25 protein-coding genes are annotated in these 25306 nt (G+C 42.4%); 18 read left to right on the top strand and 7 right to left on the bottom strand.

All coding sequences use genetic code 11. The features are described from left to right. Complete coding sequence (locus HFD85_RS13120; protein WP_167610425.1) at window positions 1–1215, bottom strand: HU domain-containing protein; 1215 nt, start codon at window positions 1213–1215, stop codon at window positions 1–3. A gap of 148 nt (window positions 1216–1363) precedes the next feature. Between HFD85_RS13120 and galE the strand changes: the two genes are divergently transcribed. The 7 genes from galE (at window position 1364) to rimM (ending at window position 6968) form a co-directional block, all read left to right on the top strand. Continuing rightward, entirely contained in the window at window positions 1364–2389 is a 1026-nt protein-coding gene (gene galE, locus HFD85_RS13115) for a UDP-glucose 4-epimerase GalE (RefSeq protein ID WP_167610422.1), read from the top strand. A 106-nt stretch (window positions 2390–2495) separates the two neighbouring features. Continuing rightward, window positions 2496–2987, top strand: a complete 492-nt coding sequence (locus HFD85_RS13110) for a hypothetical protein (protein ID WP_167610419.1) — start codon at window positions 2496–2498, stop codon at window positions 2985–2987. Between the two features lie 26 nt (window positions 2988–3013). Then, window positions 3014–4066 (top strand): dTDP-glucose 4,6-dehydratase, encoded by a 1053-nt coding sequence (gene rfbB / locus HFD85_RS13105; protein ID WP_167610416.1) that lies wholly within the window; start codon window positions 3014–3016, stop codon window positions 4064–4066. A 123-nt stretch (window positions 4067–4189) separates the two neighbouring features. After that, complete coding sequence (locus HFD85_RS13100) at window positions 4190–4663, top strand: lipocalin family protein (protein WP_167610413.1); 474 nt, start codon at window positions 4190–4192, stop codon at window positions 4661–4663. Between the two features lie 3 nt (window positions 4664–4666). Next, on the top strand, window positions 4667–5359 hold the full coding sequence (locus tag HFD85_RS13095; RefSeq protein ID WP_167610410.1) for a YiaD family glycine zipper/OmpA-like lipoprotein: 693 nt from the start codon (window positions 4667–4669) through the stop codon (window positions 5357–5359). A gap of 230 nt (window positions 5360–5589) precedes the next feature. After that, on the top strand, window positions 5590–6198 hold the full coding sequence (locus tag HFD85_RS13090) for a 30S ribosomal protein S16 (protein ID WP_338087143.1): 609 nt from the start codon (window positions 5590–5592) through the stop codon (window positions 6196–6198). Between the two features lie 242 nt (window positions 6199–6440). Next, window positions 6441–6968, top strand: a complete 528-nt coding sequence (gene rimM, locus HFD85_RS13085) for a ribosome maturation factor RimM (protein ID WP_167610404.1) — start codon at window positions 6441–6443, stop codon at window positions 6966–6968. Here rimM and HFD85_RS13080 read toward each other — a convergent pair. Next, window positions 6954–7376, bottom strand: a complete 423-nt coding sequence (locus HFD85_RS13080) for an acyl-CoA thioesterase (RefSeq protein ID WP_167610401.1) — start codon at window positions 7374–7376, stop codon at window positions 6954–6956. The genes rimM and HFD85_RS13080 overlap by 15 nt on opposite strands. 157 nt (window positions 7377–7533) lie before the next feature. Here HFD85_RS13080 and HFD85_RS13075 point away from each other — a divergent pair, with 157 nt between their 5' ends. Then, window positions 7534–8238: a head GIN domain-containing protein gene (locus HFD85_RS13075; RefSeq protein WP_167610399.1), complete on the top strand. Its 705-nt coding sequence runs from the start codon at window positions 7534–7536 to the stop codon at window positions 8236–8238. Window positions 8239–8350: 112 nt separating this feature from the next. Further along, window positions 8351–8788 (top strand): large-conductance mechanosensitive channel protein MscL, encoded by a 438-nt coding sequence (gene mscL, locus HFD85_RS13070; RefSeq protein ID WP_167610396.1) that lies wholly within the window; start codon window positions 8351–8353, stop codon window positions 8786–8788. 37 nt (window positions 8789–8825) lie between these two features. Here mscL and HFD85_RS13065 read toward each other — a convergent pair whose 3' ends face one another. From HFD85_RS13065 to HFD85_RS13050, 4 genes are all read right to left on the bottom strand, one after another. After that, on the bottom strand, window positions 8826–9389 hold the full coding sequence (locus HFD85_RS13065) for an L-threonylcarbamoyladenylate synthase (RefSeq protein WP_167610394.1): 564 nt from the start codon (window positions 9387–9389) through the stop codon (window positions 8826–8828). A gap of 104 nt (window positions 9390–9493) precedes the next feature. After that, the gene (locus HFD85_RS13060; RefSeq protein ID WP_167610391.1) at window positions 9494–10603 is read right to left on the bottom strand and encodes a glycosyltransferase family 4 protein; all 1110 of its coding nucleotides are present in this window, start codon (window positions 10601–10603) and stop codon (window positions 9494–9496) included. Between the two features lie 79 nt (window positions 10604–10682). Next, a complete protein-coding gene (locus tag HFD85_RS13055) occupies window positions 10683–11948 on the bottom strand; it encodes a diaminopimelate decarboxylase (RefSeq protein ID WP_167610387.1) in 1266 nt (421 codons plus the stop codon). 359 nt (window positions 11949–12307) lie between these two features. After that, complete coding sequence (locus tag HFD85_RS13050) at window positions 12308–13843, bottom strand: NAD(P)/FAD-dependent oxidoreductase (RefSeq protein WP_167610385.1); 1536 nt, start codon at window positions 13841–13843, stop codon at window positions 12308–12310. 303 nt (window positions 13844–14146) lie between these two features. Between HFD85_RS13050 and HFD85_RS13045 the strand changes: the two genes are divergently transcribed. The 8 genes from HFD85_RS13045 (at window position 14147) to HFD85_RS13010 (ending at window position 24277) form a co-directional block, all read left to right on the top strand. After that, a complete protein-coding gene (locus HFD85_RS13045; RefSeq protein WP_167610382.1) occupies window positions 14147–14872 on the top strand; it encodes an ABC transporter ATP-binding protein in 726 nt (241 codons plus the stop codon). A gap of 78 nt (window positions 14873–14950) precedes the next feature. Continuing rightward, window positions 14951–16213, top strand: coding sequence for an ABC transporter permease (locus HFD85_RS13040; RefSeq protein ID WP_167610379.1), 1263 nt, complete (start codon window positions 14951–14953; stop codon window positions 16211–16213). Window positions 16214–16252: 39 nt separating this feature from the next. Continuing rightward, complete coding sequence (locus HFD85_RS13035; RefSeq protein ID WP_167610376.1) at window positions 16253–17524, top strand: ABC transporter permease; 1272 nt, start codon at window positions 16253–16255, stop codon at window positions 17522–17524. Between the two features lie 295 nt (window positions 17525–17819). Beyond that, window positions 17820–18950, top strand: coding sequence for an efflux RND transporter periplasmic adaptor subunit (locus HFD85_RS13030; protein WP_167610374.1), 1131 nt, complete (start codon window positions 17820–17822; stop codon window positions 18948–18950). Window positions 18951–19007: 57 nt separating this feature from the next. Beyond that, on the top strand, window positions 19008–20345 hold the full coding sequence (locus HFD85_RS13025) for a TolC family protein (RefSeq protein ID WP_167610372.1): 1338 nt from the start codon (window positions 19008–19010) through the stop codon (window positions 20343–20345). 149 nt (window positions 20346–20494) lie between these two features. After that, on the top strand, window positions 20495–22666 hold the full coding sequence (locus HFD85_RS13020) for a DUF5916 domain-containing protein (protein ID WP_167610370.1): 2172 nt from the start codon (window positions 20495–20497) through the stop codon (window positions 22664–22666). Between the two features lie 175 nt (window positions 22667–22841). Beyond that, the gene (gene mdh, locus HFD85_RS13015) at window positions 22842–23777 is read left to right on the top strand and encodes a malate dehydrogenase (protein WP_167610368.1); all 936 of its coding nucleotides are present in this window, start codon (window positions 22842–22844) and stop codon (window positions 23775–23777) included. Between the two features lie 74 nt (window positions 23778–23851). Continuing rightward, on the top strand, window positions 23852–24277 hold the full coding sequence (locus HFD85_RS13010) for an aspartyl protease family protein (protein ID WP_167610366.1): 426 nt from the start codon (window positions 23852–23854) through the stop codon (window positions 24275–24277). Here the strand turns inward: HFD85_RS13010 and HFD85_RS13005 are convergent. After that, complete coding sequence (locus tag HFD85_RS13005) at window positions 24266–24694, bottom strand: gamma-glutamylcyclotransferase family protein (protein ID WP_167610364.1); 429 nt, start codon at window positions 24692–24694, stop codon at window positions 24266–24268. The two genes, HFD85_RS13010 and HFD85_RS13005, sit on opposite strands and share 12 nt — an antisense overlap. Window positions 24695–24791: 97 nt before the next feature. Here HFD85_RS13005 and HFD85_RS13000 point away from each other — a divergent pair, with 97 nt between their 5' ends. Then, a complete protein-coding gene (locus tag HFD85_RS13000; RefSeq protein WP_167610362.1) occupies window positions 24792–25193 on the top strand; it encodes a hypothetical protein in 402 nt (133 codons plus the stop codon). Window positions 25194–25306 lie beyond the last annotated feature (113 nt).

The following is a 25306-nucleotide window of genomic DNA, read 5'->3' as shown; positions in this document are numbered from 1 at the left end:
CTATTTTTCCAAAATCCAGATGCCCGAATCAGGATTTTTATCAAGAAATTCATTTTTGGCTGAAAGGGCTTCATCTTCCGTATCGTATTTACCGATTCCGACAATGTAAAAACTGCCGTATTTTCCAAGGTGGAACGGTTCGTAGCCATCTGCTTTTAGCGTTTGCAGGTAAGTTTCGGCATTTTCTTCAGCTTTAAAACTACCTCCAATTAGGTAAAATTTAGGCCCGGTTTCTTCAACAACAGGCTCCTGTTTTGGTAGTTCTTCTGCCTGAGAAATTGAATCGCTAACTTCAATTTGTGTCGAATCACTTATTGTAGAATCAATCACAGCAACCGGTTCAGGTTTTTCTTCAGGAGTGTTTAAAACCGTTTCTTTTTCCACCTGTTTTTCAGGTGTTTTGTCTTTCATAAGAATAAAAACAGAAACAGCGATCAGTGGTATCAGAATTACCAGCAACCAGATCCAGCCACCTTTTCGCTTCTTTTCTTCTTTTTCAGCGACCGGAGCTTCGGTAACAGGTGGAACAACTGCAACTATTTCTTCCTCCTCTTTTTCTTCGATAGGTTCTTCCCCGGCAATTTCCTCTTCTTCGGGCTGTGATTCTTCCTGTTCTTCCAACTCTTCCACTGATTCCTCAGCCGGCTGTTCTTCTTCCTGCGACTGCTCTTCTTCTTGCGGCAGTTCTTCAGAAATATCCGGCTCATCTATTTCCGGTTCAACAGGGACAACTACCGGAGGTACTTCTTCCGTCTGTTCTTCTTCGATTACTGCTTCCGGTTCTGCAGGTTCTTCAATTTCCGGTTCTTTTAACGAAGTAGCCTCCAGTCCGAACGATTCCAGCGAGTGACTTTTATCCTTTTCAGACATAAAAACCAATTCATTTTTTTCGTTGTAATAAAGTATTCCAAGATCTAAAAGTTCAACTTTCTCTCCCTTGTCGAGCTGGTAAAGAATGTTGTCGCGTTCCTTCTCTATTTTCTGAAGCGCTTCGAAATGCGAACTTCGCGTAGCTTCGGCTACATAACCAACGAGCAAGCCGTCGTTATTTTTTATTTGCGGATTAAAAACGGTTTTGGTCGAAGGCGGTTTTATTTCATCACTTTCGTTATCGACCTGAGCCGGTTGATATTCAGAAATAAATACCCCAAATCCCGGGACGATCACCATTTCGTGATCCAGTAAAAGCTGTTGGATGTAACTGTCTATTTTCACGCTGTTCGGATTTTGGTGTAAAATTAATAAAAATCGCCATTTCGGGTTTTTTAGATTAATTAATTGGAAATCGGGCGTATCCAAACAATAATCATAATTTGTTCACAGTGGAATTTTATACTTTTGGACTTCAAACCAAGAAAAAATAATGGCAAACAAAATTTTAGTTACAGGCGGAACCGGATACATTGGTTCGCATACAGTTGTAGAACTTCAGGAATCGGGTTACGAGGTAATTATCGTCGACGATCTTTCGAACTCGAGTATTGATGTTCTGGATAATATCGAAAAAATTTCAGGGATAAAACCGGCATTCGAGCAATTCGATCTTGCCGACGCCGCTAAAACCGATGATTTTTTTAGTCGGAATAGCGATATTGATGCGATCATTCATTTTGCAGCTTCGAAAGCTGTTGGTGAATCGGTTGAAAAGCCGCTCATGTACTATCGGAATAACCTGGTTTCGCTGATGAACCTGCTGGACTGCCAGTTAAAATACGGAGTTGCAAACATTGTTTTTTCATCGTCGTGTACGGTTTACGGACAGCCAGACGTTTTGCCGGTAACTGAAGAAACGCCGCGAAAAGATGCCGAATCACCTTACGGAAATACCAAGCGTGTTAATGAAGATATTTTAAACGACACCATCGCAGCTTATCCCCGGTTGAAAGGAATTGCCTTGCGTTACTTTAATCCGATCGGAGCTCATCCGAGTGCCTTGATCGGTGAACTGCCATTGGGTGTACCACAAAACCTGGTGCCGTTTATCACACAGACTGCTGCCGGGTTGCGCGATGAGCTAAAAGTTTTTGGCGACGATTATGATACACCCGACGGTTCTGCCATTCGCGATTACATAAATGTTGTTGACCTGGCAAAAGCCCATGTGGTGGCTATCGGACGCCTGCTGAATGGCAAAAACAAAAAGAACTACGAGATTTTTAACCTGGGTACCGGAAACGGATTAACAGTTCTGGAAATTGTAAATGGTTTTGAAAAAGCTACAGGTGTTAAACTCAATTATAAGATCGTTGCTCGCCGTGCCGGTGACATCGAAAAAATCTGGGCCGATACTACCTTTGCCAACGAAGAACTGGGCTGGAAAGCTGAAAAGGAACTGGAAGAAACTTTGCTTTCGGCCTGGAACTGGGAAAAAAGAGTGCGCGGTATTTAGCAGACAAAGTCACCTTTGCGCAATTCTTCTATTTCATTGAGGTGATTCTCAGAAATATATTAGAATAATAGTAATGGTTTTCCGTTAATATGGAAAACCATTATTAATGTTACGTCTTTTTACCTTCGCACTATGCATGCTTACATTGATTAGTTCAGCACAGGAAGCAAAAACCTACCTTTCATTCGAAGGTGGGGGAACAGGAATTGTAGCTTCAGCCAATGTTGCACGAACAGTTTTTACCCACGAGCGATATAAAATTGTTTTTCAATCGGGTTTGGGATGGACTCCGAAATCCGCACATTCAAGCTTGCCGATTGATCTTCCTTTACAACTCACTTGCAATTTTGGAAAAGCCAACTTTTTTGTAGAATCCGGGCTTGGAGGCACTTTTATTTTTCGAACCGCAAATGATACTGATCAGGGAGAGCGCAAAACAAATTTGTATTTGTCTCCGATTGTTGGATTCAGGCATGAAACGGAACGATGTTTGGCAGGATTTACGCTTGTCCGCTGTTTAAAGTCTCAGGTAATAAGTTATACGATGATGTTACCACTGATTTTATTAAATTTGGCATCTCAGTCGGTACACGTTTAAAAGCAAATTAATTAAAGACAATTAGGATGAAAACGATATTAATAACAGGCGGAGCAGGATTTATTGGTTCGCATGTGGTAAGACTTTTTGTGGAGAAATATCCGGACTACAAAATCGTTAACCTCGACAAGCTCACCTACGCCGGTAACCTCGCCAATCTGAAAGATGTGGAAGATAAGCCGAATTACGAATTCGTAAAAGGCGACATTGTTGACGGCGATTTTATTCAAAAACTTTTCGAAGAACGCCGGTTTGATGGTGTAATTCACCTGGCTGCTGAATCGCATGTCGACCGTTCGATCTCGAATCCAACCGAATTTGTTTTTACCAACGTAATCGGAACCGTTAACCTGTTGAATGCAGCCAAGCACATCTGGAAAGACAGTTTTGAAGGCAAACGTTTCTATCATATTTCAACCGACGAGGTTTACGGATCGCTGGGTAGCGAAGGGATGTTTACTGAGGAAACGTCTTACGATCCGCATAGTCCGTACTCAGCTTCAAAAGCCAGTTCCGATCATTTTGTTCGGGCTTATCTCGATACTTTCGGCGTACCAACCGTGATTTCGAATTGCTCGAATAATTACGGTTCGTACCAGTTTCCCGAAAAACTGATCCCGCTTTTTATTCATAACATAAAAAATAATAAACCGCTTCCGGTTTACGGAAAGGGAGAGAACATTCGCGACTGGTTGTGGGTGGTTGATCATGCCCGTGCCATAGATGTGATTTTCCACAAAGGAGAAATTGGTGAAACCTATAACATTGGTGGTTTTAACGAATGGACCAACATAGATCTTATTCGGGTGATGTGCCGCAAAATGGATGAAAAACTGGGACGCCCTGAAGGTGAATCGGAAAAGCTGATCACTTATGTGAAAGACCGCGCCGGGCACGATTTACGTTATGCCATCGATGCTACAAAAATCAAAAACGAACTGGGATGGGAACCTTCGCTGCAATTTGAGGAAGGCATTGAAAAGACCATCGAGTGGTACCTCGAAAATACCGAATGGCTCGAAAATGTAACTTCGGGCGATTACCAGAAATATTACGAAGAACAATACGTAAAAAGATAATTCGTTTTCGAAAAAACGATGGAAAGGAGATGCAACAATGTGTCTCCTTTTTTGTTAAATTGTATGTCGTTGAAGAAACTTAAATAAACACAAGAATCGCTCAAAAAATTAAAGTAATAAAGCATGAAAATTAAATTTCTATTTCTAACGCTTGCTGTTTTTTTACTGGCGGCATGCGGTTCAACAAAAGTGGTAAGGTCGAGCCAAAAAGGCTTAAAGGGCAACTGGACACTGTCTTCCATCACAACAAGCGAGGGAGGCATTGTGAAAATAAAACAGTTGTTTAACCAGGCATCGCCCGGTTGTTTCGAAGGAAGCCGGTGGAGCTTTGTCAGTAATAACAATTCCGGTACCTACACTTTCCAGGATGCAAGCTGCAGTGCTTCGGCCAACTCCATCAAGTGGTTTATGGAAGAAAACGGCGACGAGGTAAATTTCTTATGGAAATTTATCCCCGAAGGAACAAAAGCAAAAGATGTGAAGACAGGTTATAAACTGAAACTGGTTTCGCAAAATGAAACTGAATTTGTTTTGGCACAGGATGCCACATTCGAGGGGAGTATAATTACTATATATTATGATTTTATAAGAAACTAGGATATGAAAAGGAATATTACAGTTTGGGCGGTTCTTCTGATTTTTATTTCGGGGATGACTTTGAATGGGTGTAAATCGGTACAAAATGCGAATAGTTCGCAAAAAGGTGCCGGCATTGGTGCAGCAGCCGGGGCGGCTTTAGGTGCACTTATTGGCGGTAAAGACAACCGGGCGGCAGGAGCCTTGATCGGTGCAGCCGTTGGCGGAGGTGCAGGTGCCATAATCGGTCACCAAATGGATGAACAGGCCGCCGAAATTGAAACAACCATGCCGGGTGCCGAAGTGGTGCGTAGTGAAGAAGGAATTCAGCTGATCCTGGATGAAAACGCTGATGTTCGTTTCGAATTTAACAGCTCCGATCTTACCAGCGCTGCCCGGACCAACCTGGGCAAACTGGTTGAAATATTTGATAAATATGCCGATACCGATATTCTTGTAATTGGCCATACCGACAGCGACGGCAGCGAAACCTACAACCAAACCTTATCGGAAAAACGAGCAGCTTCGGTTGTTACTTTCTTGAAGTCGAAAGGAATTGCTGCCTCCCGTTTAAAATCTACAGGAATGGGCGAAACGCAGCCAAGAGCTTCGAACGATACAAAAGAAGGAAAGGCGCAAAACCGCCGGGTTGAATTTACTATCACCGCTAACGAAGATATGATAGAAGCCGCCAAAGAGCAGGCAGGCGAGAATTGATTTTGTATGAGATATCCGGAGGTAGTGAATTCGTTTATTTCTTGTTCCGGCCGGGATAAGGATGTCATCTTTTTAAAAGATGACATCCTTTTTTAAACCAATTTTTGCATTAAGGTTAAGAAATGCCGTGAGTTCAAAAATAGCACTACAAAACTTTCAGGAACAGAAATTTATACTATCTTTGCGCCACATTTTTCAAAAACAAAAAAAGTAGAGTTATGCCAGTAAAAATGAGACTCGCGCGACACGGTCGCAAACGCTACGCATACTACCACATTGTAGTAGCTGATAGCAGGGCGCCACGAGATGGCAGGTACATTGAGCGGATTGGCACTTATAATCCGAACTCTGATCCTGCTACTATTGATCTCGATTTTGACAAAGCCTATGATTGGCTGGTTAAAGGCGCACAACCTACCGACACCGTTAAGGCAATTTTGTCTTACAAAGGTGTATTGTACAAAAAACACCTGATGGGTGGAGTGAAAAAAGGAGCTTTCGATGAAGCCGAAGCTGAAAAGCGTTTGGACAATTGGATCGCTGAAAAAGAAGCAAAAATTCAGGCGAAAATTGATCGTTTGAAAGGTGATGCTGATGCAGAGGTTCAAAAACAATTGGCTGCTGAGAAGAAAATCAACGAAGAAAGAGCTGCTGCCCTTGCTGCTAAAAGCGCGGAACTAGCTGCTGAAGCTGCCGCTGCTACTGCAGAGGAAGAAGCAGAAGAAGCTGCTGAAGAGGCAAGCGAAGAAGTTGTTGCTGAAGTTGAAGAAACTCCGGAAGCTGAAGCACCTGCTGTTGAAGAGGAAGCTTCGGAAGAAGAAAAAGGTGCTGAATCTTAAGAAAGAAATCACATCTTAGTATAGAAAACCACTCGTCGTTTGGCGGGTGGTTTTTTTGTTCATTCTAAAATGAATTACTCAAATTTCTTTGTGGTTCTTTGCGAATTCTCAGTGGTACTCTGTGTAACTTCGGTTTAAAATTGTTACACAAACCAACACAAAGATGTCACAGAGGACCTCAATGTTCTCTGCTCTATTTTCCGTCTTGTTCGAATTCAACACAATTTGTCTATTTTTGAAATATGGAAACAATACCAAAAAGCGAGTGCGAAAAAATCGGTTTCTTCAGAAAAACACACGGTGTGCATGGTGAAGTAGTGCTGGAGTTTGAAGAACATTTTGAGTTTTCGGTGGAAGAAGCCGAACGTTTTTTTGTTGAACTCGATGGTTTACTGGTTCCGTTCTTTATTGAAGAAGAAGGTTTGCGTTTTCGTTCGGCCAAGGCGGCTATTGTAAAATTCGAAGATGTTGAAAGTGAACAGTACGCCAAACGTTTGATCGGGCAATCGGCCTGGTTGTATCAAACCGAAATTGTTGACGAGCCTGAAGAACACGCCTCTTTACTGATAGGATATTCACTTTTTGATGAGCAACTTGGCGAGATCGGCCCGATTGAAGAAGTTGACGATTTTGCAGGAAATATTGTTCTTACCGTTAACCGAAAAGGCGAGGAGCTGCTTGTTCCGTTTAACGATGAAATTCTGGTTGCCCTCGATGAAGAGAAAAAGACAATAACACTGAAACTTCCAGAAGGCTTAACTGAAGTTTAATTCCGGTTCGTAGGTTTTGAATCTTTCTTTCCACTCATTCGGGATGGGTTTCGAAACCTTTTCTTTCATGTTATAGGAAACCATAATTGTAGTACAAATACATGCCGGTTCGGCTTTCCCGTTTTTGTAGAGTTGCTGAAACATTTGCAGGCTTTTTTCACCTACCGAAGCAATGTGGGTTTCTACTTCAATCAGGTCGTTTAGAAAAGTGGGTTCAATAAAATCAACCTTCACCGATGCGATCACCAGCCCTTGATCGTCCCAGCTGATAAGGCTGCCAATCACTTCTTCGAAATATTCCAGACGGGCCAGATCAAAAAACTCCTGGTACTTTGCGTTATAAACATGCCCCATCAAATCGATATCGTTGAACCGGATTTGAACCGGTGTGGGGTGTTTTTGCTTCATGTGTAAATAGTAAATGGCGGATTAAAAGTGCTAATTATTTTACGAACCGTGCAACTTTCTGAGCATTCATCCGTCCTTACAAGAGTAAAATTAAAACGTGCCAAATTCTTTTTAACTTTAGATCGTACGCAAATATTAACTCGAAAAATATAAAACCATGAAATTTAGATTATTAGCTTTTATCCTTGTCGTTGCAGGCCTTTTAACATATAGTACTTCAATGGCTGAGGAACAGGATCGTGATGTGTCTTCTTTTTCAGAAATATCGTTGAGAGTTTCGGGAAAACTGTACCTAACACAGGGGCCAAAGCAAAGCGTCAGGATTGAGGCCAAAGAATCCACATTGGAAGAATTGATTACTGAAGTTAAAGGCAGCGAACTGATCATTCGTTTTCCGAATAAAACCTGGTTCCAGCGCGATTTCAATGCAGGTAAAATCGAGATTTATATTACCGTTCCCGATGTAAATTCACTTTCAGTATCAGGTTCGGGCGATATTCTGGCAAAAGAACTGGAAGCACGTATTTTGAACCTGGCAGTAAGCGGCAGCGGAAACATTACAATTGAGGATCTGGATTCGAAAAAAGTAAAAGGAGCGATCTCAGGCTCCGGAAATATTTCATTGGAGGATGGTGGCGTAGCCGATGAATTGTCAGTGTCCATTTCGGGTTCCGGTAATTTCGATGCTGCAGGTTTCGAAGCTGATGCCGTAAATGTGGCAACTTCAGGATCAGGAAACTGTAAAGTAAGTTCCGACGGTTCGATTAAAGCCAGAATAGCAGGATCGGGCAGTGTTTATTATAAAGGAAATGCCAGTATCGATGCTTCGGTTGCGGGCTCGGGTCGTGTGAAAAAAATGTAAGAAAGCATATTGTTTATCAGAAAAAGCCATTGTTGATGCAATGGCTTTTTTTATTGCGGGAAATAGCATAAATTGAAACTGATAATTAGCTGTTTAATTAAACTTTTAATTTATGAAATTACTAAAAGAATTTAAGGCCTTTATCATGAAAGGCAATGTGCTTGATCTGGCTGTTGCAGTTATAATTGCTACCGCATTCAAAGCAATAGTTACTTCTTTTGTTAAGGATGTTTTGATGCCTCCGATAGGAATGCTGCTGGGAGGAGTAGATTTTGCCGACCTTAAACTGGTGCTGAAAGAAAGTAGCGAAGCTGTTATGAACGGCGATCAGGTGGTGACACCTGCAGTGTCGGAAGTGGCAATCAGTTACGGTTTGTGGATTAACACGATGATTGATTTTGTCATTATTGCCTTTGCGATTTTCATAATTATTAAAGCTTACAACAAAACTCAAAAGAAAGAGGAAGAAGCGCCTGCACCTCCTCCGGCTCCGTCAACCGAAGAAGTATTACTAACTGAAATCCGCGATATTTTGAAAGAAAAGAAATAATCATTCATAAGACTGCTTCCATTAGGGAGCAGTCTTGTTATTTCCTGATAATATCAATCTGTCCACCCGGGCCAAGTTTGATAATACTTGAGGGTGTTGCCGGAGTTCGGTCGTCCTGCCGGTATTCTACAATGTAATCAACTGCATTTTTAATGTCTTCCGAAATCTCATCAAAAAAGGCCGGTGATTTTTCGCCACTGATATTTGCCGAGGTAGAAACCAATGGTCGTCTGAGCCTTTGCAACAGTTTGCTGGTAAATTCTTCCTTGGTAAATCGAATACCAATACTACCGTCTTCAGCAATCAGGTTTTTCGCCAGGTTTTTTGCACCGGGATAAATAACCGTTAGTGGTGTGGTGGCAATTTCTACCAGATCCCAGGCTACTTCCGGAACTTCATCTACATAGCGATCGAGCAAGGCCGGATTTTCCATCAATACCAGCATGCTTTTCGAATCTTCCCTTTTTTTGATGCCGTAAATGCGTTTCACAGCTTCCACATTGGTGGCATCACAGCCGATCCCCCAAATCGTGTCGGTGGGATAGAGGATCACACCACCTCCTTTTAATACTTCCAGTGCTTTTTTAATAGCGTCGTGCATATTCTTTTGGTTTTCATGTTTACACCCCCTGTTGCACCTTCGGCGCACCTGTCCCCCTCAGGGGGACAATCGAATCCCTATATTTCGGGAGAGATGGGGGGCTTTTATCCAATAATGTCGTTGTACAATTTTACCAGTCTATCGGTATATTTTTGGGGCTGAAATTGCTGTGCTCTTTCTTTTCCTTTTTCTATTAGTTCATTTCTGAATGCGCTGTCGTTCAGTATTTTTGAAATCTGATTCCCTAAGTCCTCAATGTTCTCCGGAGCACAAAGTACAGCTGCATCGCCGGCTGTTTCGGGCAAACAGGAAACATTTGAAGTGATCACCGGGCATGAACAAGCCATGGCTTCGATCACCGGTAATCCAAAACCTTCGAAAACCGAAATGTATACCGACAATTCTGCCAACTGATAAATTCCGGCAAGATCCGTTTCCGGGATATTTTTCAAAAAGATCACTTTTTCTTTCCTCCCTTTTTCGGCCAAATATTTATGAATATCGTTGCAATACGAAGTCGGATTTCCAACCAAAACCAGCGGAATATCAAGTCCGGCAGCTTCCAGGGCTTTAAGTATCGACAACTGGTTTTTACGTTCTTCAATCGTTCCAACAGCCAGAATAAAATTTTCAGGCAACTTGTATTTCGCTTTTACTTTTTCGGTTTCGGCCGGTTCGAAAAACAAAGGCGAAATGGCCTGGTGAACGATTTGAATTTTGTCAGGTGCCGTTCCGATGTATTTTATAATATCGGCCTTGGTTTGTTCGCTGATAGCGATGACTTTGGTGGCTGCCTTGCAGGCATATTTTACTTTTTCGAAATAAAGCGTCCTGTCGATGTAGCTGTAAAACTCGGGGTAACGAATAAAGATGAGGTCGTGAATGGTTACCACCGACGGAACCTTGGTTTTGTGGATTCCATTGGGCAGTTCATTACTCAATCCGTGAAAAAGGTCGAGTTGATGTTCTTCCAGTTCCTGGCTCATTTGATACGAGCGCCAGAACGATTTCTTGATCTTCGACATCGATTCGGGTGGAGTAACAATTTCAAAAGCTTCCTGCTTATTCAACATACCTTTCCTTACTTCAGGAGTAAATAAAGTGTAGTGGTTCTCAGGATAGAATTTCTGAAGTGCATTGAGCGCATTTCTGGCGTAATTTCCCAGTCCCGAAGTATTTAGAAAAGCCCTTTTTGCGTCGTATCCAACTTTCATTTAAATAGCTTTGTTGACACCTAAAATACGAAAAAGGCCGGTTTAATTGCCCGGCCTTACTATTTTTGAATGTAGATTTTTAAACTTCAAAATCTTTCAATCCGGCAAAGTCGAGCGTAGCGAAATAATCTTGCACCGTTTCGGCACGACGGATTTGCACCACTTCTTCATTCTCGCGGAGCAGTAACTCAGCCGAGCGCAGTTTACCGTTGTAGTTAAATCCCATAGAATGACCGTGTGCACCGGCATCATGGATCACCACAATATCATCGGACTCCAGTTTTGGCAACATGCGGTCGATGGCAAATTTATCGTTGTTTTCACACAACGAACCGGTAACATCGTATTTGTAATCAGCTGTTTCGTATTCTTTTCCGGCAACTGTAATGTGGTGGTAAGCACCGTAAAGCGCGGGGCGCATCAGGTTAACCATGCAGGCATCCAGTCCGGCAAATGATTTATATGTTTCTTTTATGTGACGCACCTTGGTTACCAGGTAGCCATAAGGTCCGGTGATGGCTCTTCCAAGTTCGAAAAACAGTTTCAGTGGTTTCAGACCATTACCGATGATGATTTCGTCGTACACTTTTTTAATGCCGGCGCTTACATATTCCAGGTCAACAGGTTTTTCTCCCGGACGGTAAGGAATACCAACGCCACCACCAAGATTGGCAAATTCAATTTCAACTCCGGTTTTTTGATAAACCTCAAGTACCAATTTAAACAGCAACTCAGCAGTTTCCACAAAATAATCAGGATCGAGTTCGTTCGATGCCACCATGGTGTGGATACCAAAGCGTTTTACACCTTTTTCCTTCAGCAGTTGATAGCCTTCGATCATTTGTTTATGCGTGAATCCGTATTTCGCTTCTTCAGGGTGACCGATTATCAGGTTACCCTGTTTCAGATCGCCCGGATTGTAGCGCATGCAAATTTTCTCTGGCAATCCAACATGTTTCTCCACAAAGTCGATATGCGAAATGTCGTCGAGATTAATGATAGCGTCCATCTCTTTGGCCAGCTGAAATTCGTAAGCCGGAGTATCGTTTGATGTCAACATGATCTCGTCGCCACTCATACCTAATTTTTTTGCCAATTCCAGTTCGGCAATCGAGCTGCAGTCGATTCCAAAACCTTCTTCCTTCAATATCTTCATCAGATACGGATTCGGTGCAGCTTTAATGGCATAATATTCCTTAAAACCTTCGTTCCATGAAAAGGCTTTTATAAAACGTCGCGCATTTTCGCGAATGGCTTTTTCGTCATAAATATGAAATGGTGTTGGGTGTTTTTCAATAATCTGTTCAAGTTGTTCCTTGCTAAAAGGCAGCTTTTTATCTGTCATGTTTATCCTGATTTAAAGAGCTACAAAAGTACACTTTCTGGCTGATTTTTAATAGAATTATTCTAAATAAAGGGAGGATGAATTAACCGGAAATTTACATTGTTGAAAGGCTAAGTGCTGAGAGCTTCGGGCAAAGAGCTCTTTTTGTGGAAAAAAGAATAAGTTGCTGTCTTAACAGGCAAAAATGCTTAATTGTAAGGGGCGCAAAAATTATCTCGAGTTCCACTACTATCAATAGGTTGGCAAATGAAGTTTGCGTGCAATGTTAGAACCAAAGCGGTTAAATTATCAGTTGAGAGGAATCCTTACCATTTTAAAAACTTTTGCAATCCCCGTAACCAATGACAATTGACCAGTGACTAATTCCCTTCCACCAAGCTCATCGCCGCCCTGATTCCGTCGGCAGCACTTGAAACTATGCCTCCGGCGTAGCCACTTCCTTCGCCAATAATATACAGGTTCTTAAAACCTTCCACCAAACCGTTTTTTTCGCGAATGACCTGAATAGGTGCCGATGTTTTACTTTCGAAACCGAGCAGGTTTCCGTTTTCGAAACCACGCATTTTCCGGATAAAATCCTGCAAACCTACTTTCATCGACACAACTACCGGTTTTGGTAGTAGGGTCCACAAAGGAGCAGGTAGCAATCCCAGCGGGAAACTGCTTGCGGCTTTTCCGGCCAGTTTTTTTTCGGCCAGAAAACTTCGGATGGAACAGAAAGGAGCCGAGTAGCCTCCTGCATAATTGAAAAATTGTTCTTCCAGTTTTTGAAGCTGGTCGAGTGCTTCAAGCGGCGAAACCGTTTTCCCGGCCAGTTCGTCGGGATGAATTCCGGCCACACAGGCTGCGTTCGCAAAGTTGCCGCCGCGTTTGTAGTAGCTCATCCCGTTTACGATGTTGGTTTCGGCATAAGCAGCTGCAGGCACCACGGTTCCGCCCGGACACATACAAAACGAGAATACGGGGTGCAGCCCGTCGGCTTGCGAGGTGAGCCGGTATTCGGCAGCTTTTACTCCCGGAAGTGTTGCTTGTCCCCACTGAGCCAGGTTGATGGTTTCCTGCCGGTGTTCCATTCGGCTGCCAATGGCAAAATTCTTGGTGCGGAAAGGAACGCCGTTTCTCATCAGCATCCGGTAGGTTTCATAAGCCGAATGACCGGGAGCTATAAATACAGCCTCAGCTTCAAGCGATCCCGCAGAAGTCACCGCTTCATTCACTTTTCCGTTCACAATCCGGAGATCTTCCAGCAGGGTGTTAAAAAGAAAAGTGCCTCCCAGGTTTTCGAATTCGTTTCGCAAGTTCACTACAATCTTGCGCAGGTTGTCGGTGCCTAAATGCGAGTGAGTCATGTACAGTATTTCCTTCGGAGCACCGGCTTCCACATAACTTTTCAGTATAAAAAGCTTCTCTTTTGAAATGTGCTTTGAGCGCGAAGTGAGTTTTCCGTCGGAGAAAGTACCGGCGCCGCCTTCGCCAAAGGCATAATTGTTGGCACCGTTGAAAGCTCCGCCCTGTTCAAAATCGGCAATGGCTGCTCCGCGTATTTTTACCTCCGAGCCGCGTTCGATCAACGTCACTTCGAAACCCGCTTTTTGCAACGCAAAAGCATTGAAGAAACCGGCGGGTCCGCTACCCACCACCACTATTTTTTGCTTCCTTTTTTTAAAAGGAATAATCAATTCTTCCTGAATTTTTGCATCGTCTCCCTTTAATTGCGGCGAATCAACCACCACACGAAGCTGCCAGAAGATGTTTCGTTTGTTCCGGGCATCGAGACTTTTGCTTTCGGTACGAAAAGTGAACTCGCGGATACCCAGCTGCCGGCTGATCTGGTTGCGCAGTAGCTGCTCCGAATAATCGGTCGGTAATTTTATGTTGATCGTTTTGATTCCCATCTTATTTGAGTCTGTGGCAAAATTAGTGAATCGTAGCTGATTTATATGCGTTAAGATTTCTTCGCGAAAAAATTTGTAACGGAATGGGGTTCTGTACGTCTCAAATTAAAAGTAAAGGAGCAAAAATGACTGTTATGAAGTATGTGAAATCGGAATCAAGCAATCGTTTACTTGACAAAAACGGTTGTTCATCGAAAAAATACCAAAGAACATCTTGATTTTTAGCAACTTTATACTGAAAACCTGAATCGGTCAGGAAAGAAAACAAAAACTAAAAAACAATACTTTAAACAAGTTCAAGCTATGATTAGTATTAACAATGTTCACAAATCGTATGTGACCGGCCACAATTCGCTGCATGTTCTCAAGGGCATCGACCTTGACATTGAGCAGGGTGAATTTGTATCCATTATGGGATCTTCGGGATCGGGGAAATCTACTCTTTTAAATATACTTGGCATCCTGGATAATTACGACGAAGGGTCGTATTACCTGAACGGATCGCTGGTAAAAGATATGTCGGAGAAAAAGGCGGCTCAACTTCGTAACGAGCTGGTTGGCTTTGTTTTTCAATCGTTCAATTTAATTTCTTTTAAAAATGCCATGGAAAATGTGGCGCTTCCACTTTACTACCAGGGAGTGCCGCGTAAAAAGCGCAACAAGATTGCCATGGAATACCTCGAAAAAGTAGGATTATTAGAGTGGGCGACTCACCTACCGAGCGAAATGTCGGGCGGACAGAAACAACGTGTGGCCATTGCACGCTCATTGATTTCGCAACCCAAGATCATACTTGCCGATGAGCCAACCGGGGCACTCGATACCAGCACTTCGTACGAGGTTATGGAAATTCTGAAAGAGATTAACAAAGACGGAATTACCATAATTCTGGTAACGCACGAACACGATATTGCTGCCATGACGCAGAAGATCGTTCACCTGAAAGATGGCGGGATCGACCAAATTATTATGAATGGCGATCTTAAGCAGTTTAAGAGCCAATATGCGAAACAGCTGGAAACCGCTTAGGAAGTTTTCAGTCGCAGTTGCCAGTCTCTGTCTCAGAAATACATGCTTTAAACTTTGAACTTTAAACTTTGAACGATCATGTTCGACATCGATAAATGGCAGGAGATCTTTGCCACCATCAAAAAAAATAAAATGAGGACCTTCCTCACCGGTTTCAGTGTTGCCTGGGGGATTTTTATGCTGATGATCCTTTTAGGCGCCGGAAATGGCCTGAGCAACGGAGTGTCGCAGAACTTTATGCGTAATGCGGTTAATTCCATGTGGTTGTGGAGTGGTCGTACAAGTGTTCCTTACCAGGGGCTGAAAGAAGGTAGAGACATCCGTTTTACCAATGCCGATTACGACATTTTGAAAGACATGGAAGGAATTGATGCCACTTCAGGTCGTTATTACATTGGAGGAAACACCTTTTCGTACGGGAGCGAATACGGCGAGTACTCTGCCATAACCTGTCATCCCGGGTTAAAAGAAGTGGAATCGATTGAAATTATTGACGGACGTTTTATCAACCAGGTTGACATCGATCAAACCCGAAAATCTGTAGTAATTGGGAAAGACATTTACGATGCCCTTTTCAAAGGAAAAAATGCAATTGGCGAATACATAAGAGTAAATAACATTCCGTTTAAAGTGGTTGGCGTTTGTAAAGAGAGCAGTGGCACCCGTCACCGCAACGCCTACTTACCGGTAACTACTGGTCAAAAAGTTTTTAACGGAGGCAACCGCCTGCACAATTTTGCACTGACGATAAATGCCGAAACACTTGAAGAAAGCCGTGCCATTGAGCAAAAGGTGCGCGAAACTTTTGCACGCAAACACAAGTTTGAGGCAAGCGACGAATCAGCAATGGGCTCTTTTAGTTTGCTCGAAGAATTTTTGCAAACCATGAAAATATTTCAGGCGATCGACATTTTTATCTGGATAATTGGTACCGGTACGCTGATAGCCGGGGTGGTTGGTGTGAGCAACATTATGCTAATCGTTGTAAAAGAGCGTACCAAAGAAATTGGAATTCGTAAAGCCATTGGTGCCAGTCCTTCTTCTGTAATTGGTTTGATCTTGCTTGAATCGATTCTAATCACAACAGTTGCCGGTTATATCGGGCTTGTACTTGGAACCGGCCTCATGGAGGTGATCAATATTTTTGTTGAGAAACAATACGAAATATCGGCAGCAACAAACGGAGGAAATGGGGAAACAATTTTCAGAAACCCAACAGTTGACCTTGGTATTGCTGTAACTGCAACACTGGTACTGGTGGTTGCCGGGGCAATTGCGGGTTATATTCCTGCAAAACGCGCTGCAAGGATTAAACCGATTGTAGCCTTACGAGACGAATAACAGCCAACGAAAAGCAATAAACAGAAAACAAAAAACAAAATGTTCGACTTAGATCTTTGGAAAGAAATATTAAGCGCCTTAAAAAAGAACCGGATGCGGAGCTTTATGACTGCTTTTGGTGTTTTTTGGGGAATATTCATGCTTATTATTATGTCGGGAGCAGGCAAGGCGCTTGAAAACGGTGTGATGGATGGTATCCGGGCATTTGCATCAAACTCTGCTTTTTTCTGGACCGAACGTACCAGCGTTCCCTATAAAGGATTCCAGCGTGGACGACGTTGGATCTACTCCAATACTGATATTGAATACATAAAAGCCAACGTTTCTGATATTGAATACCTGTCTCCAAGGTTATTCGGACCAAATGCCAACTCGGGAGACAACACCATTCGCGGAAAAAAGACGGGCTCGTTTAATATTTACGGAGATTATCCTGAGTTTTTCAAAATTGACCCATGGACTCCGCTCCAGGGACGGCTAATCAACGAAATCGACATTATGCATAGCCGGAAAGTAGTTAACATAGGTGAGCGCGTAGTGGAAGTGATGTTTGATGAAGGTGAAGACCCGATTGGGCAGTACCTCAAAATTAATGGTGTTTACTTTCAGGTAGTTGGTGTAATAAAAGGCGAAACACGTGTAAACATTGGCGGAGGGCGAAAGCCTGAAACAATCATCATGCCTTTTACTACCATGCAAAAAACCTACAATTTTGGCGACGATGTTCATTTTTTCTCGGTTACTTCTAAACCCGGGGTTCCGGTTAGCAGCCTGGAAACCAGGTTGAAAGAATTGCTTAAAAAACGACACAATATAGCACCTGACGATTTGCAGGCCGTGGGTTCATTCAACATCGAAGTAGAGTGGAAGAAATACATGGGCTTGTTTAACGGAATTCAAATTTTAACCTGGATTGTTGGAATCGGAACACTCATGGCCGGTGTAATTGGAGTAAGTAACATTATGCTAGTAATTATTAAAGAACGTACCCAGGAAATTGGCATTCAACGTGCTATCGGCGCTACACCCGGAAAAGTGATCCTGCATATTGTAGCGGAGAGTGTTTTCCTGACCGTAATAGCCGGTTATATTGGCTTGGCGCTGGGAGTTGGAATACTCGAATTGTTGAACATGGCTCTGGAAGCCAATGCCGGAAATGCAGATGATATCTTTTTCCGTCAGCCCGAAGTTAGTTTCCAAATGGCAGTTGGCGCTTTATCCGTACTGGTGATTTCCGGGATTTTTGCCGGACTTATACCTGCCCGGCGGGCAGTGAGCATAAAACCGATAGATGCCCTTAGAGATGAGTAAAGTCGGAGAAATGAGTAGTTAATGAGTAATTGAGTGAATGAGTTCAAGAGGTATAATTGAATTAAGATTGAAGATTTATGAAGTGAGAAGAAAGTATTCAGTCGCAGTTTGCAGTGTTCAGTAAGAACCAGTGACCCCGTCCGAATGGCATTCGTGCCGGGCGGGAAATAACAGATTCACATTATAACAACAACAACTTGAAATACAAACATAAATAGAGGAAAAATAAGCTTGTGGCTAGCGGCTCGCGGCTCGTGGCTCAAAAAAATATCAAAAACAAAAAACAATTGAAGCGATGAAAAAGATTTTTAGATTTTTAGGAATTGCAATTCTGATTGCAGCATTTGGCGGAACTTTGTTCTTCCTGTACAACAAGTCGAAAAAGAAACAGGATTTTTTCGAAAATAAAAATCCGTTTTACAGTGAAGTAGTAAGTAAAACAGTTGCCACAGGTTCGGTGGTGCCCCGTTACGAAATCGAAATTGTACCCCAGGTTTCGGGTATTATTGACGAACTTTATGTGGAAGCCGGTGACAAAATTTCGAAAGGCCAGATTGTTGCCCGTATCAAAATTATTCCTGATATGGTGACTTTGAACGCCGCAGAAACACGTATGAACCGTGCCAAAATTAATTACGAAGATGCCCAGATCGATTACGACCGTCAGCAAAAACTTTTCGACAAGAATGTGATTTCATATGAAGAGTTTAAAACGGCCAAAGTAGGTTACGATTCAGCCAAAGAAGAACTTACGGCTGCCGAAAATAACCTGGAATTAATTAAAAACGGTGTAACAAAAAAGGCTGCTACCGCTACCAATACTCTGGTTCGTTCAACCATCGATGGTATGGTGCTCGATGTTCCTGTTAAAGTTGGAAATTCGGTAATTCAGGCCAATACGTTTAATGCGGGTACAACTATCGCGTCAGTAGCCGATATGTCGGACATTATATTTGAAGGGAAAGTGGACGAAACCGAGGTGGGCAAAATTAAAGAAGGCATGCCTATTGAACTGGAGATCGGTGCCATCGACAAGGAAAAATTTGATGCGCGTCTCGAATACATTTCACCAAAAGGTGTGGAAGAAAACGGCGCCATTCAGTTTGAAATAAAAGCCAACGTTCACCTGAAAGAAGGTCAGTTTATTCGTGCAGGTTACAGCGCCAATGCCAATATCGTTCTTGAGAAAAAAGACAGCGTAATGGTAATTCCTGAAGGTTTACTTCAGTTTGAAGATGATTCTGCCTTTGTTGAGGTGAACACCGGTACACCGGAAGAGCCTAAGTATGAGAAAAGAAACGTAAAAACCGGATTGTCCGACGGCATCAATATTGAGATTACAGAAGGACTGAAACTGGAGGATAAAGTTAAAGGCGAAAAAATTGATCCCAAAAAGTTAAATGAAGAAACAAGCAATCAGGGCTAATTTTAGGTGGTTGTGAAAGGTTTATGTAAATTAGTCGCAAACAAAAAACAATAACAAATGAAGAATCTTTTAACCTTGCTAACCGGTGTGCTTTTCATTGCCTTCTCGGGGGCGGTAAATGCACAGCCAACCTGGGACTTGCAAAAGTGTTTCGATTATGCCATCGAGCACAATATTCAGATCAAACAACAATCATTAAACACCCAATACAACGAAAATTTGGTGAAGCAGGCCAAGGACGATAAGCTGCCAAATTTAAATGCGCAGTTGGGCAACGATTTCAGTTTCGGTCGCTCGCTTACCTACGACAATACTTACGATAACATCAACTCGGCAAGTGTTTCCGGTTATTTGTCAACCAACATGACCTTGTTTAACGGGATGACACTTTCAAATACGGTTAAACAACGTCAACTCGACCTGGAGGTGACTTTGCACGAACTGCAAAAAACCAAAGACGATATTATGCTGGGCATTGCGGCCGAATACCTTCAGATTCTGTTTGCCGAGGAAGTAATAGAAGTAACGAAAGCTAACATTGAAGTAACGAAACACCAGATTGAAAGAACAAGACAACTGGTTGAAGCCGGAAGCGCTGCAAAAGGCGCTTTGCTCGAAATCGAAGCTCAACTGGCGCGTGAAGAACTTCAGCTGGTAAATAATCAGAATGCAGTTCAGCTTTCGTACCTGAATTTGTACCAGTTTCTCGACCTGCCCATTTCTGAAAGTTTTAAGGTTGAAAAACCAAAGCTTCCTGAAGTTCAGGCCAACCTGACTATTATGAATGCCTTTGATGTGTTCAACAATGCAGTTAACACCCGGCCCGAAATTAAAGCGGCACAGTTGCGTGTTGAAAGCGCCATGAAACAGCTTGATATAGTTAGAGGGAATCAACATCCAAACCTCAGTTTTGGCGCCAACTACTACAACCAGTACAACAACCAGTACAACGATATTTTCGGTAACCGAATTGATTTTGGCGAACAGCTAAAAAACAACAGCCGCTCGAGTCTTGGATTTACATTGAGCATCCCTATTTTCAACCGCTTCCAGGTGCGTAACGGCATTTCGAATTCCGAGCTTCAGATTGAAGATTACAAATACCAGTTGCAATTGGCCAGCAATGTACTGCGCAAAGACATTGAGTTGGTTTACACCAATGCACTTGCTGCTTTGAATCGTTACATTTCTACCCAAAAAGCTGTGACTTCAATGGCAGAAGCTTTCAGATATACCGAAGAAAAATTTAATGTAGGAATGATCAATACCGTGGAATACAACCAAAGTAAAAATAACCTCACAGTTGCACAATCTGATCTTATTCAGGCCAAATACGAGTACATTTTTCGTACAAAAATACTTGATTTCTACAACGGTGTACCGATCACCTTGTAGCTAATCATGCTTGAACATTGTTTTTTGTGCCTCCGACTGAAACGTCGGAGGCTTTTTGTTTTATAGCTAACGGAACCGGCACTTTGTTAGTATCACAAATTCAATATCTTTGTGTGCATTGTAAAAACCTATATCAATTAAACTGCACAATGAGGCCGGCACTTTTGCTTGTATTATTGTTTTTGGGGAGTTCGCTTTTCGCCGGAAACAATTTGAAATGGAAGAAAGACACTGTTACAACAACATTCAATAATAATTTTGTTTACCATGTAAAAAAGGCGAAAGGTACCATCATTGTCGATGGTATTTTTGATGAGCCTGACTGGCAGGTAGCTCAAAAAACCGATAATTTTTTCAAAGTTCTTCCTGTTGACACGGGTTATGCAACTCAGCCGTCGGTTATGATGATGACTTACGATGACAAGGCACTGTACCTGGCGCAGATATTTTACGATACTATACCCGGCAAGCGCGTAATGGAGTCGTTCCGCCGTGATTTTAGCTTTGCCAACAACGATAATCTACTGGTATTTTTCGATACTTTTTTAGATCAAACCAATGGTTATTCGTTTGGTATTTCGGCATCGGGTGCCAAATGGGACGGGACGATGAGCAACGGTCACAGCAGCTTGCTTGACTGGGATTGCAAGTGGGAATCGAAAACCCGGCATTACGACGATCGCTGGGTAACCGAAATGCGTATTCCTTTTAAATCGCTCCGCTACCCGAATAACAGTCAAACCTGGTATGTGAATTTCAGCCGTCTCGATCTGAAGTCGGATGAAAAGTCGGCCTGGGCGCCGGTGCCAAGGCAGTTCCCGACAGCCTCGCTGGCATATACAGGGGTGATGAAATTTGAGGAACCGCTGCCAAAATCGAAGACACAATTCTCGTTCATCCCCTATATTTTCGGAGGTGTTTCAAAAGATTTTGAAGCCGGAACGGATGTCGATTACCGCAAAGATTTTGGGTTCGATGCCAAAGTTGGTATCTCATCATCGATGAACCTCGACCTGACGTACAATCCCGATTTTGCTCAGGTTGAAGTGGATCAGCAGATCGCCAATATCGACAGGTTCGAGCTGTTTTTTCCCGAGAAGCGACAGTTTTTTCTCGAGAACAGCGATTTGTTTTCCGACTATGGCTACCACACATCCACACCGTTCTTTTCACGACGTATCGGATTGGATGCACCTGTTCTGGCAGGGGCACGTTTAAGTGGTAAAATTGGTAACGACTGGCGTATTGGTTTTATGAATATGACCACTGAGAAAACGAGCGATTTCCTCGCCCGGAATTTTACGGTGGCTTCGGTTCAGAAAAAGGTGTTTTCGCGCTCGAACTTTGGTGTTATAGCGGTAAACAAACAATCCATCAATGCTCCGTCGGATACCAGTATGTATAACCGGGTGTTTGGTTTCGATTTTAACCTGGCAAGTAAGGATAATTTCTGGGATGGAAAATTCTTTTACCATCGTTCTTTTCAGCCCGAAAATCCGGATAAACAATATGCACAAGGCGCATTTTTAGCTTATCAAACCAAGCACATAAAAGTTGGACTATACGAAACATCGATAGGTGAAAACTACAGGGCAGAAGTTGGTTATGTACGCCGCACCGGGTACAATTTTATTGGCCCGAGCGTAAGCTATTCTTTTGTGCCCAACAAACGGGTGGTAAGCCACGGACCTCAGGTTAAACTGGATAATTATTTCGATCCGGGATACAGAAAGATTGAACATGAATATGAATTTCAGTACAATATGCAGTTTCAGGACCGTTCGGAGTTACAGCTTTCGTTTACTAATAATTACGTAGAATTGCAGGAAGATTTTAATCCTACGCACGATGAAAACAATTATTTGCCAAAAGGATCGGATTATAAGTTTGGTGGCGTTTCGCTAGAATACACGTCAACACGTAAAACGCTGTTCAATTACGAAGTGGAAATGACAAAGGGTTCCTTCTATTGCGGGAATATCCAATATATTCAGGGAAAAGTGGGGTATCGATTTCAGCCTTATGTAAATCTCACAATGAACTTTAATTATACCGATCTCGATCTGGGTGATCCGTTTGAAAGGGAAAAGTTTTTATTGGTTGGTCCGAAAATGGATATTACTTTTTCTGACAAAATATTTTGGTCGACATTTGTGCAGTACAACGAACAGATCGATAACCTGAATATTAACTCGCGTTTTCAGTGGCGGTATCAGCCGGTTTCGGACATTTACCTGGTTTACACCGACAATTATTTTACCGGAAACTGGAACTCACGCAACCGGGCCATCGTATTGAAAATGACATACTGGTTTAATTAATCAAAGCATTCAAATAGATAGAATAATGAATATTTATGCTTATGTTAAGGACATCGGAAGGGGCCTTTTTGCCTTTTATACATCGGGAAAATAGTTTATATTTGCCTGCCTTAGAAAAAGTTGATAGCTAATTATTTAAGCATATATAACAAATTTCAATAAAACAATTAATATCATGAAGGTAACTGTAGTTGGAGCAGGAAATGTTGGAGCAACCTGCGCTCAGATAGTAGCTGAGAAGAATATTGTACAGGAGGTTGTACTATTAGACATTAAAGAAGGTGTTTCTGAAGGAAAAGCCCTCGATTTATGGCAAACAGCACCAATTAACTGGTACGATTCGCGTTTAACCGGATCAACAAACGATTATTCTAAAACTGCCGATTCTGACGTGGTTGTTATTACATCAGGTGTTCCGCGTAAGCCGGGAATGAGCCGCGACGATTTGATTTCGATCAACGCAGGCATTGTAAAAAGCGTTACAGAGAATGTGGTTAAATACTCACCAAATGCTAAAATCATTATCGTTTCGAATCCACTCGACGTAATGACTTATGCGGCATATGCTACTGCCAAGTTGCCAAAGAATCAGGTAATGGGTATGGCCGGTATTCTGGATACTGCTCGCTATCGCGCATTCCTTGCTGAAGCACTGGATGTTTCTCCACGCGATATTTCAGCCTTGTTAATGGGTGGACACGGCGATACCATGGTACCGCTGCCACGTTACACCACAGTTGCCGGTATTCCTGTAACTGAATTGATCGACGAAGAAAAACTGGATGCCATTGTTGAACGCACCAAAAAAGGTGGTGGCGAATTGGTTAACCTGATGGGAACTTCTGCCTGGTATGCTCCGGGTTCGGCAGCTGCTCAAATGGTTGAAGCCATTGTTCTCGATCAAAAACGCGTTTTCCCATGTTGTGTGAAACTGGAAGGTGAATACGGACTGAACGACATGTTTGTTGGCGTTCCGGTAAAATTGGGTAAAAACGGTGTTGAAGAAATAATTGAAGTGAAGCTGAATGAAGCTGAAATGGAATTACTGAATGGTTCGGCCAACGCTGTTAAAGGTGTAATGGACGTTCTCGACGGTATGAATATTTTGTAAGAAAAATCCTACAATAGACAAAACGGTTGATTCGAACGAATCAGCCGTTTTTTGTTTCTTATTATCTTTACCCGATGCGATATAAAATTCCTATCAAACTTATCGAACTTGAAGATGATAACTACCACCTGGTAGTCAGCTCGGATTTTGCCGATGGCAGAAAGGGCATCTGGGTGATTGATACCGGGGCCTCGAAATCGATTTTTGATAAAACACTCGAATCGGATTACACACTTATCGACGGCTTATCGGATGACCTGCATTCAGCCGGTATTAGCGATGATCCGATAAAAAGTGAAGTGGCCAACATGAATCCGTTTTCATTTTCGGGTATGAAGATCGAAAATATGAGAGTAGCCGTTTTAGATTTATCGCACATCAATCAGCTTTATGCTGCGAGTACCGATATCGTTATCTGTGGTTTGCTGGGCGGCGATTTTCTGGTGCGTTACCAGGCTGTGATCGATTATAAAAGAAAGCGAATGCTTTTACGAAAATAATTTGGTGAATTCAGCCACTGTTTCCGGAACTACATAGCGAATATAATCCTGCAGGAAATGCTGTTCAAAATTTTTAAGGTTCCAGTCGGACTCTGTTAGCAAGCCGGGATCGTTGTTCCAGGTAAAAACATGCGCGAAAACCGATTGTTTTTTGAGCTTTACCTCCAGTTTGCGGCAATCGTAGTCTTCGCCCTCATAAAAACGTAAAAGTTCCATCGACCGTGCATCAACATTCAAGACCAGCATTCCCGATACACTTTCTCCCTCAGCAGCTATAATTGCCGGGTAATCGCCTTCTGCAACACGCAGACGTTTGAAGTTGTACAGTTCGGCCTTTTGAACTGAAAACGTACGGCCGGTAAGTCCTTCAAGGATTTCGGGGAAGAGTAAAGTTCCGTATACAAAAACATGTTGCATAAAATGCTGGCATTAAATAGGCTGTCTCAAATTTAATAGCTTCATCTTTGGAAACCTGAACTATTTCGGTATATTTGCTCCGCTTAAAAGTAAAGTGTTGAGAATTAAAGCCTACATAACTAAAAAGTTGTTGATCCGACTGGTTGTTTTCGCAGCCTTGATTGCTACTGCTTTTGTACTCGATGCTTATTCTGAAAAAAATCCGACTGAATTTAATAGTGTAGAAACCGCAACTGATAATCACCATCCGGAAAGCGGTGAATTTTATGTGCTGGCTCAACTTAGCCCATACACTGTAAAAACATCGGTTCAGAAAACTTCAATCCGAAATTTAAACGTTGAGAAACATACCAGGTTTTTAAGAAACTATCATTCTGAAAGGAATTATCAGGTACTAAAGGCAGAAGTGATCCAACAAACCACGCCGCTCATTTCCTCTTATCATTTCCTGGTTTATCAAACCCATCTTTTTTCCCCCGACGAGGATCCTCTGGGCTAAGAAAGTCCGTTTTCTTCCACTAGAAAGAAAGTACATGGAATAAAAGCGTCCGTTTGTGATGCTTAGTTTCGGTAATCTGTAATCAAATAATTTCAAGAGAAATAAACATTAAA

This window comes from Maribellus sediminis (assembly GCF_011799805.1).
Lineage (GTDB): Bacteria > Bacteroidota > Bacteroidia > Bacteroidales > Prolixibacteraceae > Draconibacterium > Draconibacterium sediminis_A.
The sequence above is the reverse complement of the archived record's forward strand: the minus strand, read 5'-3'. Positions and strand labels throughout refer to the sequence as shown.